Origin of the sequence: Dietzia sp. Alg238-R159, from assembly GCF_900537145.1 — a bacterium.
GTDB classification, from domain to species: domain Bacteria; phylum Actinomycetota; class Actinomycetes; order Mycobacteriales; family Mycobacteriaceae; genus Dietzia; species Dietzia kunjamensis.
The window spans coordinates 383,705-395,570 of sequence record NZ_UNRI01000003.1 but is presented as its reverse complement, the minus strand read 5'-3'; the positions used below and the strand labels follow the sequence as shown (position 1 = coordinate 395,570).

Genomic DNA, 11,866 nt, shown 5'->3' with positions numbered 1-11,866 from the left:
GCGCGTGCTACCCGAGAAGGGCGCGGGGTCCGACGACGACGACGTCGCCCGGCAGCCTGTCCCGCAGTCCCCGGTCGGCCGTCACCACCACCACCCGGCGGGGCCCGCCATCCAGCTCGGTGGCCAGATCGACGATCGCGTCGTCGCCGGACCCGGACGCGCGGTGGACGACGAGCGGGCCCTCGTGCTCGGCGGCCTTGGCGACGCCCTCGATGACGGCGTGCGCGCGGGCGACCCAGCCGAACCCCCCCGGCAGTTCGAGGGTGCGGGGCATCCCGGCGCCCAGGTCGTCGAGCAGTCGCGAGGTGGAGCCGGCCCGGTCCTTCCACCAGCCGTCGGGGCGGGAGCCGAGCACATTGGCCACGTCCACGACCAGCTCGACGGGGTCGGTGCGCAGCCCGTTCGCCCAGGCGTGGGCGAACGCGGGCATGAGCGGCAACTCGGCCACCAGCGTCTCGGGCACCCAGCGGAGTTCGAGACTCTCGTTGTTGGGCACGGTCTCCAGCGCGCGCGGGGCGTCCGCGATGACGGTGGTGTACGTCCACTCCACCGCGTCGGGCGACTCCTGGACCAGCGGCGGGATGGCGCGTGGGCGGGCGGAGCCCGACGGGTTCGCGGGCAGCTCGTCGTGGCGCTGGTCGGGCCGCAGCCGGCTCAGCAGCTCGGCCGCGTGCCGCAGGTCGAGTCCGGGCCGGTGCCACACGGTCCCGGGCATGCGGGAGGTCACGACCTGCGCGCGGACCACCACGTCGGCGGGCCGGATCTCGGCCTCCTCCTCCGTCTCGCGCAGCGCCGCCACGGGCGCGTCCTCGTACGAGTCCCGCGCACCACCCGGCAGCGCCCACGTGTCGCCCGAGGCCGTCCACACGGCGCGGTGCTGCAGCAACACGAGTGGGGTGTCGGGATCGGACGGGTCGACGGCCCGCAGGAGCAGCCCGGCGGCGCCGAACCGCCCCCACCGGCGATCACCCTCGTCGGACACCACCCAGCCGTTGCCGTCACCTTCGCTCGCCGCCACCGGTCGTCCACCTCCCCTGGACCCGTCCACCCCCGGATCGGGCGGAACCTTGAGTCCTCGTCGACCAGTCTGCCCGACTCCGCGCCGCCACTTCACTAACCTGGGAGACACTCCCGTCGGATCGTCGGCTCGGCGGGCGGAGACCGGGGAGGTGAGCGAGCAGATGCGCGCCCGAACCTTCTCGCTACGCCGCGCCCGCGGTGCGGCCGCGGACACGCCCGCACCCGGCGACGCACCGGTGGGCGGCGCCCCTGCCGGGTCGACGTCGGCATCCACGCCCGCGGCGTCCGCCGCCGGGGCCACGCCTGCGTCCGCGTCCCAGTCAGGCTCCGCGTCCCAGTCAGGCTCCGCGTCCCAGTCAGGCTCCGCGTCCCAGTCAGGCTCCGCGTCCCAGTCAGGCTCCGCACAGTCCACCCCGGCATCCTCGGCCGACGCCGCTCCCCGGGCCGGCGCCGCACCCGCATCAGGTGCCGCCTCCGGCTCCCGGTCCGGCTCCGCCTCCACGTCGGCCTCCGGCTCCCGGTCCGGCTCCGCCTCCACGCTCACACCAACGCCCGGCTCGAGTGGCGAGTCGTCATCCACCCTCCAACCCCGCAGGCCGGTCCGTCGCCGCGCCGCCCGCTTCTGGAACGACGTGCTCACCACGCCGGGCCGCATGTCGGTCTTCGCGTTGCTCGCGATCATCACGGTGCTCACGGGCGGGATCGTGGCGTCCTCGACGATCACCCAGCGGCAGGTTTATACCGAGACGCTGCTGGCCGAGGTCGAGCCCGTCGCCAACGCCTCGCAGACGTTGTACAGCTCCCTGACGATCGCGGACTCCGCGGCGAACACCGCGTTCATCACCGGCGGTATCGAGCCTGCGGAACTGCGCGAACGCTACCTCCAGGCGATCGCGACCTCGTCGTCGTCGATCATCGCCGCCTCCCAGGGCCTCGACCGCACCGACACCGAGTCCATCGAACAGCTCGCGCTCATCAACGCCCAGCTGGCCACCTACACCGGCCTGGTGGAGACGGCGCGCACCAACAACCGCGTGGCCAATCCGGTCGGCTCGGCGTATCTGGCGTCTGCGTCGACGCTGATGCAGGACACAATCCTGCCCGCCGCCGCGGACCTGTACGACCGGCAGTCCACGTCGGTGGGACAGTCGGACAGGGAGTGGTCGTCGCCGCCATGGGGGTCGTTCTTCCTGCTGGGGCTGGCGATCGCGGTGCTGTTGCTGTTGCAACAGTGGCTGTGGCGACTCACCGGGCGGCGGTTCAACCCGGCGCTCGCCCTGGGCTCGCTGCTCATGGTGGCGACGTTCCTGCTCACGATGATCGCCGGGTTCCTCGCGGCCAATGACAACGCCAAGGGCCTGTCCGAGGGCGCGGCACCGATGAACGAGCTCACCCGCCAGCGCATCAACGCCCAGAAGGTGCGCGCGCAGGAGACGCTCAACCTGGTGCGGCGCACCGATCCGGAAGGGTCGGCGGCCGAGCGGGCGACCACCCTGGGCAACGTGCGTGACACCCTGACCGTCTACCTCGACGACGAGGACGACGCGGACTCCTCCGGCCGCATCAACCTCGACTCGCAGGGTGCGGTGACGGACGCGATCGAGGCGCTCGACGCCTGGATGGCCGCCCAGAACCGCGCCGACTCCCTGTACCAACAGGGCGACTACCAGGGCGCGATCACCATCTCCTCCGGCCAGAGCGAGGGCGACTCGGGGGCCGCGTTCGAGGAGTTCGACGAGTCCATGCAGGACGCCATCGAGGAGGCCCGCGACACCCTGCGCACGCGCATCGACAACGCCCGCCGCACCTCCTCCAACGGGCCCGATCTCATCATCGCGCTGTCCACCCTGGCCGCGTTCGCCGTGGTCGTGGGGATCGCGCCGAGGATCAGGGAGTACCTGTGACGGCGGGGGTGCGGACCGGGTCGGGCGCGCGGGGACACGGCGCGCGGCGCCGGGCGAGGCGGGTCGCGCTCGGGGGCGTGATGGTGGCGGCCCTGGCGTTCGGGGCGGCGTGTGGGGTCGACGACGACGAGGGCGGCCCCGGCGCGGGCGGGCCGGAACGAGACGCGACCGCGGAGTTGGCCGGGATCGCCGGGGCGGGGATCCCGCAGATCGACGCGGTGATGCCACTTCCCGCCGGCGCGGTCATCAGCACGGACGTCCCCGCCGGCCTGCCCGACGAGAACGACGAGAGCTGCGACCCCCTGCCCAGTCTGCGGCCGAACGACGCCACCCCCGCGGAGAGGGTGCCGCGGATCCTCGAGCGGGGTCGACTGATCGTGGGACTGGACCAGGGCTCCAACCTGTTCTCCTTCCGCGACCCTGCCAGCGGCCAACTCACCGGCTTCGACGTGGACCTGGCGCGCGAGATCGCCGCGGACATCTTCGGCGATCCGCGACAGGTGGAGTTCCGGTCGCTGACGTCGTCGAACCGGCTCGAGGCGCTGGAGAACGACCAGGTGGACGTGGTGATCCGGTCGATGTCCATCACGTGCGCACGGCGCGAGCGGGTGACGTTCTCGGTGCCGTACTACCAGGCCTACCAGCGGGTCCTGGCGGTGCGCGGGTCGGGGATCACGGAGATCGAGCACCTCGAGGGCAAGCGCGTGTGCGTGGCCGCCGGGACGACGTCGGCGTCGCGGTTGTGGGAGGAGTTGGATCGGATCACGGTGCTGTCGGTGAACACGTGGGCGGACTGCCTCGTGGCCATCCAGCAGAACCAGGTGGACGCGATCACCACCGACGACGCGATCCTCGTGGGCATCACCGCGCAGGACCCGTACCTGGAGATCGTGGGGCCGCAGCTCGACGCGGAGCCGTACGGGGTGGGCATCGCCAAGTCCACGCCGGGCGACAACACCGACGGGCTGGTCCGTCAGGTCAACTCCACGCTCGAACGGATCAGGGCGGACGGCACGTGGAACCGCATGTATTCGACGTGGTTGTCCGGGCTGGGGCCCAACCCCGGGATGCCGGTGCCGAGATACGTGCCGGAGGAGCAGCGATGAGTTACCGGAAGTGGGACGACCCGCTCGAGGAGGGCGAACCCAGCGTCGGCACGCAGGCCACGATGCGGACCGAGGCGGTGGCCGTGACGGAGGCCGCCACGGCGACCGGTCTGACCGAGGCGACGGGCGCGATGGAGGCCACGGGCGCCATGGGGGCCACGGGCGCGATGGGGGCGACCGGGGAGCTCGAGGCCACGGGCCCGCACGTCCATTCGGGAAGCATGTCGCAGACCGGGGCGGTCGAGGCCACCGGCGCGGTCGCGGCCACCGGCGCGGCGTCGATGACCGGGTTCCTCGCCGACACCGACCCTGGTGACGGCAGCAGCCCGGGCCGGGCGGGCCCGGCGCGCGCGGCGGGCGCGGGGCGGAGTCATGATCCCGAGTCCCGCACCGAGTCCGTCCCCGGCGCGCGGTCCTCCGCCCGGACCGGCGAGGTGATTACCGGCGACCGGTCGACCTCGGCACCGTTCCGCATGCGGCACCCCGACAAGCCGGAGGACCGCCCGAGCCAGGCCGCCGAGGGTCTGGTCGATCTGCCGTACATCATCCCCGTCGACCCCACATCGGCCATGTTGGAGCCGGAGGACATCGAGGCCGAGTGCGCGGCCTCCGACGGCAGGCTGCCGCGGCCCGAACTGTGGCCCGGAGACATCGTCGCCGACCAGTACGAGGTCCGCGGTGCGCTCGCCCACGGCGGGATGGGCTGGATCTACCTGGCGGTCGACCATAACGTGTCCGACCGCTGGGTCGTCCTCAAAGGCCTGCTCCACGCCGACCAGGCCGAGGCCCAGGAGGTCGCCGTCGCCGAGCGGGAGATCCTGGCCGAACTGTCCCACCCGTCGATCGTGCGTATCTACAACTTCATCCACGACGACTGGGCCACGTCGCCCACCCATGGCGGGTACATCGTCATGGAGTACGTCGGCGGCCCCAGCCTGCGCGACGTCCGACGAGCGGCACCCGGGCGGGTGCTGCCGGTGGAGAAGGCCATCGCCTACGTGCTCGAGGTCCTGCAGGCGCTCTCCTACCTGCACTCGGTGGGACTGGTCTACAACGACCTCAAACCCGAGAACATCATGCTCACCGAGGACCACGTCAAACTGATCGACATGGGCGCGGTGTCCGGCGTCGGGGACTACGGGCACATCTACGGCACCCCCGGTTTCCAGGCCCCGGAGATCCCCCGGACCGGGCCCACCATCGCCTCTGACCTGTACACCGTCGGCCGCACCCTCGCCTCGCTCATCGTGCGGCTCCCCGTGGTCGACGGCCGCTACGCCGACGGCATCCCCTCCCCGATGGAGGAGCCGGTGTTCAGCCGGTACGACTCGCTGTACCGGTTCCTCCTGCGCTCGACGCACGAGGAACCCGACTCGCGGTTCCGCAGTGCCAACGGGATGGCCAACCAGCTCATGGGCGTCCTGCGGGAGGTACTCGCGCTGCGCACCGGGGTCCCGCACCCGGCGTTCTCCTCGGTGTTCTCACCCCAGCGATCGACCTTCGGCACGCTGTTCACCGTTGAGCCGACCGACTTCCTCGTCGACGGCCGCGCCCGCGACACGACGCTCACCGGGTCCGAACTGGTCGACGCCCTGCCGGTGCCGCTCATGGAGGCCTCCGACCCCGCCGGCCGCATTCTCGCCGCGACCTCGTACACCTCGGTCGAGCAGCGGATCGACACCCTCCTCGAATTGTATTCCGACACCGAGTCCGAGGCCCACGAGAGCGTCGGCGTGATCATGTCACTCACCCGCGCCTACCTCGAGAGCGACGATCTCGCCGCGGCCGAGGCGCTGCTGGAGGAGAACGCGTACCGGATGCCCGCCGAATGGCGGCTGGTCTGGTACGACGGCGTGACCGACCTGCTCAAGGGCGACCCCGTCGGGGCGTATCCCAAGTTCCAGAGGGTGCTCTCGGCCATGCCCGGCGAGAACGGCCCCAAGCTGGCCCTGGCCGCGACGGCGGAACTGATCCTCGACGTGTGCCCCGAGAGCGACCGGGCCCGCTGGGCACGCTCGAGCGAACACTTCTACCGCACGGTGTGGTCGGTCGACCGGTCGGTGATCAGTTCCGCGTTCGGGCTGGCGCGCCAACTGCAGCGTCGTGGCGAGGTCAAGTCCGCCATCGAGGAGCTCGACCGCGTCCCGCCCAACTCCCGGTACTCGGCGCTGGCCAACCTCACCGCGATCCTCCTGCTGTGCCAGGGCCGCCCGCTCGACGAGACCGACGAGTCCCACCTCCGCGAGGCCGCCCGCCGTGTGACCAATCTGTCCGCCGGTGAACACCGCGCGTTCCAGATCCGGCTCACCGTGCTCACCACCGCACTCGCCTGGGTGCAGCTGCCGGGCAACGAGCCGTCCCCGTCCCCCCTCATGCGCGGCGTGCCGTTCACCGAGTTCGGGCTGCGCTCCGGCGCGGAGACCGTCCTGCGGACCCTCGCGCGGTCCACGGAGACCCGTCAGCAGCGGTTCAGGCTCGTCGACCAGGCCAACAGCATCCGTCCACGCACCCTGTTCTGAGTCCGCGGGGGTTCCACCGGCCTCGGGCGCTCCCACCGGGCCGGGCGGCTCAGCCCTCGCGGTCGAGAGCGTGGTCGAGAGCGGGGTCGGTGGCGAGGGCCGGGTCATCGTGGCGGCGGCGTCGCCGGGCGAACAGGATGAGCGTCGCGCCGGCCGCCGCCGCGGTGAGCGCCCACAGCACGAGCTCGGCCCCGCTGACGCCGGTGGTGGCCAACGACCCGCGGACCTCCGAATTGGCGCGGATCCACGCGTCCGACGGCGCCCCCTCGCGCGGTGTCACCGCACTCTCGGCGACCCGGCCGGTGGCGCCACCCTCGTCGGTGGCGGGGTCCGCGTCAGGCGTGGTGGCCGCGGTCGCGGGGGCGGTGGGGGCAGAGGCGGTGGGGGCGGTGGTGCCCGCCAGCGAGTCCGAACCGGCGGAGCTACCGGGGCCACCGGGGCCACCGGGACCACCGGGGCCACCGGGGCCACCTGAACCGGATGAACCGGACGAGTCGGACGACCCACCGAGCGAACCGGCCAGGGAGCCCAGGGCGGGGCCGACGACACCGATCACCACACCGATGACGCCCCCGACGATGACCGGCCAGACGACGTCCGGCAGGTCCGTCGAACCGCCGGTGGGGGCGGGGTGGACCACCACGCGCCGGACAGAGGTGTAGGTGGCCCCTCCGGGCATGGTGACCGAGAACGAGACGTCGTAGGTGCCGGCGCGGGTGGGAGTACCGTTCAGGGCGCCGTCCTCGAGTCGCATGCCGGGCGGCAACGTGTCGGTGACCACGTCGAGCACGGTGCCCTCGGGCGGGGTCGGGAGAAACGGCTCGGGCCCGTACTCCTGCCCCGCGGTCACGTCGGGCAGCCGGTTGAGCGGGTCGGACGGATCGGTGCCGATCAGGTTCTCGGTGTTGTCGGGCAGTCCGTCGCCGTCGCGGTCGAGGCCGTCGACGTCGGAGAACGACACCCACATCCTCGGGCTGACACTCTGCCGCTGCGCACTGTTGGGGACGTCGAGCGGAACGGAGACCTCGTCCACCACTCGCGCCGACTCCCCCGGCCCCAGTTCCAGGGCGGCCACCGTGGCACCGCGGGCCGGAGAGCCCCCGGCCTGCCCGGTTCCCGCGCCGTGCAGCATCACGGTCCCCGAGTCGGCGGCCGTCGCGCCGGTGATGCTCGAGCGCACCTCGAACTCGGCGCCCTCCGACACCACGAAGTCACCGACTCCGACCGCATACCGGCCGGTGCGGCCGGAGTCGGCCGCATTGCGGACGTGATAGGTGCGGTCAACGGATTCGCCGGGGAGCATCGCGCACGAGTCCACGTCGGGGATGCTGGCGCTCGCCCCGGGCGGAGCGGGGCTTGCGGGCGGAGCGGAACCCCCGGGCCCGCCGGCCGGGTCGCAACCCCACGAACCGAGAGCGAGATCCGGGGCGTCCGTCCAGATGGAACCGTCCAGCGAGAACTCCAGATCGGCGCGGGCATCGAGGGCCGGCACCGTCACCTCCTGAGCCACGGACGCCCCGCCCAGGACCAGGGTGGCGACCGCCGCCAGGATGAGCGGCACGATCCCGCGACTCCTGGGCCAACCCTGCGTCGGGCCGGGAGGCGGCCCGTGCTCGGGCCGGTCGTCCGGAGAGGAGGGTGAGGCGTGGGGCATCGTCCGACTTCGTCCAGCCCGGGCTCGGATGCCGGGGATCACCCCGCACTCTATAACTAAAGTTGTTCTTAGCAAATGTAGACGGGGTTATCCTCCCAGGCCCAGCACCTCGTCGCACGCCCGCGCGATCGCCAGTTCCTCGTCGGTGGGCACCACAAGCACCGTCACGCGACTGTCGGGGGTGGAGATGACCCGCTCGCCGGTGCCGTTCTCGTTGGCCTCGGTGTCGATCTCCACACCCCAGCCGCGCATGGTGGCCAGCGCGTCGGCCCGCAGGCGCGCGACGTTCTCTCCCACCCCTGCCGTGAACGTGATCGCGTCCACGTCGCCGAGGACCGCCCAGTAGCCGCCGATGTAGCGACGCAGGCGATGGATCACCACCTCGTAGGCCAGCGTGGCGTCCTCGTCGCCATCGTCGACCCGCGTCAGGAGTTCGCGGAAGTCGCGCGCCCCCGACAATCCCTCCAGTCCCGACCGGCGGTTGAGCAGGGTGGAGACGTCCTCGGGCGACATGCCGCGGTCACGGATGAGGTGGATGATCAGGCCGGGGTCGAGGTCTCCGGGTCGTGTACCCATGACCAGTCCCTCGAGGGGCGTCAGACCCATGGACGTATCCATGGCGCGGCCACCTTCGATAGCGGACGCCGACGCCCCGTTGCCCAGGTGCAGGACGATCTGGTTGAGCTCGCCGTACGGGCGGCCCAGGACGTCGGCGGTGCGGCGGGAGACGAACTCGTGGCTCGTGCCGTGGAAGCCGTACCTGCGCAGGTCCCACTCGCGTGCCGTCTCGCGATCGATGGCATAGGTGTGGGCGGCGGCGGGCAGGGTGTGGAAGAACCCGGTGTCGAACACGGCCACGTGCGGCAGCCCCGGCAGCAGGTCGCGGGCCACCCGGATGCCACGCAGGTTGGCCGGGTTGTGCAGAGGGGCGAGCACCTCGAGCTTCTCGATGTCGGCCTCCACCTCCGGCGTCACCTCGACCGGCTCGTGGAAGGCCGGCCCGCCGTGGACCACACGGTGGCCGATCGCCTCGACCCCCAGGTCGGTGGGATGGACGTGCAGCTCCTTCGCCAACTCCAGTACGTGTCCGAGCGCGGCGGTGTGGTCCGGGAACTCCGCCTCCGCGGTGCGTTCTTCCGCACCGGCACCGGCGAGGTCGCTGCGGCGCACGGTCAGCGTGCCCACGGGCTCACCGATCCTCTCGACCAGCGCCCAGGCCAACTCACCCTCGACGGCGGTGTCGAGGATCTGCAGCTTCAGGGAGGAGGAGCCGGAGTTGATGACGAGCACGCGGGTCATGAGTCGCTCTCCTGGAGATCTCCGGTGCCCTGCGCCTGGACGGCCGTGATGGCGACCGTGTTGACGATGTCCTCCACCAGCGCACCGCGGGACAGGTCGTTGATCGGCTTGCGCAGCCCCTGGAGGACCGGGCCGATCGCGACCGCGCCCGCGGTCCGCTGCACGGCCTTGTAGGTGTTGTTGCCCGTGTTGAGGTCGGGGAACACCAGGACGGTGGCCCGGCCGGCGACCGGGGAGTCGGGCATCTTCTTGCTCGCGACGGTGGGGTCGACGGCGGCGTCGAACTGCAGGGGCCCGTCCACGACGAGGCCGGCGGCCGGATCACCCTCGGTCGCCTCGTCAATCCGGGACCGCACGAGTGCGGTCGCCTCGCGCACCTTGTCGACGTCGGCTCCACTGCCGGAGTCACCGGTGGAGTAGGAGAGCAGTGCCACGCGAGGGTCGATCCCGAACCGCGAGGCGGTCTCTGCGGAGGACACCGCGATGTCGGCGAGCTGCTGGGCGGTGGGGTCGGGCACCACCGCGCAGTCCCCGAACGCCAGCACGTGGTCGGCCAGGCACATGAGGAACACGCTCGAGACTGTCTTCACGCCGGGGCGGGTCCGGATGATCTCCAGGGCGGGGCGGATGGTGTGCGCGGTGGTGTGGGCTGCGCCGGAGACCATGCCGTCGGCGAGCCCGGTGTGCACCATCATCGTGGCGAAGTAGGAGATGTCGAGGATGCGGTCACGGGCCACGTCCGGGGTCATGCCCTTGTGCTTGCGCAGCTCGACATACTCATCGGCGAACCGATCGGCGTGCTCGCTCGTCCGCGGGTCCAGCAGTGTCGCGCCGCTCAGGTCGATGCCCAGCTCGTCGGCACGCCGACGGATCGCCTCGGGGTCACCGAGGATCGTCAGGTCGGCCACGTCGCGCCGCAGGAGTCGGCCGGCGGCGTGCAGGATGCGGTCGTCGTCGCCCTCGGGGAGCACGATGTGGCGCTTGTCGGCGCGGGCACGCTCGAGGAGCTGGTGCTCGAACATCTGCGGCGTCATCACGTCGGGCGCGTCGACCCGCAGCGGCGCGAGCAGTTCCTCGGTGTCGACGTGCTTCTCCATCAGGCTGAGCGCGGTCTCCACCTTGCGCCCCGAGCCCGAGAAGACGCGCCCGCGGGTCTCGGCGGCCAGACGGGCGGTGTCGTAGGTGCCGTGACCCGTGCAGATGATGGGGAGGGTGGAGCGCATCCCGCGGACGAGCTTGTCCAACGCCGCGTTCGGCCTGACCCCACCGTTCCAGATCATCCCGGCCAGCGAGGGGAAGCCCTCGGCGGCGTGTGCGGCGAGGATCGCCAGGACCGCGTCGGTGCGGTCGGCGGGGACGATGACGACCATCCCGTCGACCAGTCGCTCCAGGATCCGGTCGCCGGTCATGCCGCCGACCATCACGGCCATCGCCTCGCGGTCGAGCAGGGCCGGGTCGCCGGAGTAGAGCTCGCCGTCGACCGCCTCCATGAGCTCACCCATCGTGGGCGCGGTGAGCAGCGACTGGGAGGGCAGCGTCCAGGCCGGCACGTCCAGCGATCCGAGCTCGGCCCGGATCTCCTCCAGCGCGCCGGGATCGCACCGGTTCACGACGACTCCCACGGGGTGGGCGTGCTCGACCCGCAGCTCCTCGAGGGTGAGCCGGGCGTTGGTGCCGATCTCGGCCGGGGTGCGGTCGGATCCGCGGAGCACCAGCAGGACGGGGGCGCCGAGGTTCACGGCGATCATGGCGTTGAAGTCGAACTCGGTGGGGCTGGGCACCCCGGTGTAGTCGGTGCCGACGATCACCACGACATCGCACTGCCGGGCCACCGCCTCATATCGGTGCACGATCTCGCTCAGGGCGGCGTCGCGGTCGGAGTGCACGCGCATGTTGGTCACGCCGATGCAGTCCTCGTAGTCGAGGTCCACGGTGGTGTGCTGCAGCAGCATCTCCACGATGCGGTCGCGTACCGGTTCCTCGTCCTCGACGCCGGGACCGGCGGGGCGGGGCGCGACCGTGACGGGGCGGAACACCCCGACCCGCTGGACGGTCCCGGCCAGGATGCGCAGCAGCCCCAACGCGACGGTCGACTTGCCCGTGTCGCCCTCGGGGGCCACGACGTAGACCGCGGACGAGGAGAGCGGCTCACCGCCCGACTGGGACGGGATCGAGAGTGCGGCGACGTCGGAGTCGGACAACTCGGCCCCGGTGGGATCGCCTGGCCCCGAGGCGCGGGGTTCGGACGCGAGAGTGTCGGACGCTACGGACTCGGGAGGAAGGGATTCGGGCACGGGGGCATTGTGACAGCGCCGGCGGCGCAGCACACCTTGTACACACCCGACGGCCCGATCCCCCACCCCG

General features: G+C 71.9%; 7 protein-coding genes. 3 read left to right on the top strand and 4 right to left on the bottom strand.

The annotated features are described in order from the left end of the window. Positions 1-7: 7 nt before the first annotated feature. Positions 8-1,714, bottom strand: a complete 1,707-nt coding sequence (locus tag G6R20_RS19135) for an NUDIX domain-containing protein (RefSeq protein WP_346010038.1) — start codon at positions 1,712-1,714, stop codon at positions 8-10. Here G6R20_RS19135 and G6R20_RS10250 point away from each other — a divergent pair. The 3 genes from G6R20_RS10250 to G6R20_RS10240 all read left to right on the top strand — a co-directional run bounded on the left by G6R20_RS10250 (position 1,674) and on the right by G6R20_RS10240 (position 6,549). Next, a complete protein-coding gene (locus G6R20_RS10250) occupies positions 1,674-2,924 on the top strand; it encodes a hypothetical protein (RefSeq protein WP_227022158.1) in 1,251 nt (416 codons plus the stop codon). The genes G6R20_RS19135 and G6R20_RS10250 overlap by 41 nt on opposite strands. Positions 2,925-3,004: 80 nt before the next feature. Further along, complete coding sequence (locus G6R20_RS10245) at positions 3,005-4,030, top strand: glutamate ABC transporter substrate-binding protein (RefSeq protein ID WP_119192474.1); 1,026 nt, start codon at positions 3,005-3,007, stop codon at positions 4,028-4,030. Continuing rightward, entirely contained in the window at positions 4,027-6,549 is a 2,523-nt protein-coding gene (locus G6R20_RS10240) for a serine/threonine protein kinase (RefSeq protein ID WP_163376333.1), read from the top strand. Before G6R20_RS10245 ends, G6R20_RS10240 begins: the two co-directional genes overlap by 4 nt. A 49-nt stretch (positions 6,550-6,598) precedes the next feature. Here G6R20_RS10240 and G6R20_RS10235 read toward each other — a convergent pair whose 3' ends face one another. The 3 genes from G6R20_RS10235 to pta all read right to left on the bottom strand — a co-directional run bounded on the left by G6R20_RS10235 (position 6,599) and on the right by pta (position 11,796). Next, positions 6,599-8,110, bottom strand: a complete 1,512-nt coding sequence (locus tag G6R20_RS10235) for a thrombospondin type 3 repeat-containing protein (protein WP_163376117.1) — start codon at positions 8,108-8,110, stop codon at positions 6,599-6,601. A gap of 180 nt (positions 8,111-8,290) precedes the next feature. Next, positions 8,291-9,502, bottom strand: a complete 1,212-nt coding sequence (locus G6R20_RS10230) for an acetate kinase (protein WP_163376332.1) — start codon at positions 9,500-9,502, stop codon at positions 8,291-8,293. After that, entirely contained in the window at positions 9,499-11,796 is a 2,298-nt protein-coding gene (gene pta / locus G6R20_RS10225; RefSeq protein WP_083249442.1) for a phosphate acetyltransferase, read from the bottom strand. Before pta ends, G6R20_RS10230 begins: the two co-directional genes overlap by 4 nt. Between the last annotated feature and the right edge of the window lie 70 nt (positions 11,797-11,866).

Excerpts from the sequence above, each read along its gene's own strand:
- G6R20_RS10230 (WP_163376332.1), bottom strand. The coding sequence starts at position 9,502 with ATGACCCGCGTGCTCGTCATCAACTCCGGCTCCTCCTCCCTGAAGCTG.
- G6R20_RS10245 (WP_119192474.1), top strand. The coding sequence starts at position 3,005 with ATGGTGGCGGCCCTGGCGTTCGGGGCGGCGTGTGGGGTCGACGACGAC.
- G6R20_RS10240 (WP_163376333.1), top strand. The coding sequence starts at position 4,027 with ATGAGTTACCGGAAGTGGGACGACCCGCTCGAGGAGGGCGAACCCAGC.
- G6R20_RS10250 (WP_227022158.1), top strand. The coding sequence starts at position 1,674 with ATGTCGGTCTTCGCGTTGCTCGCGATCATCACGGTGCTCACGGGCGGG.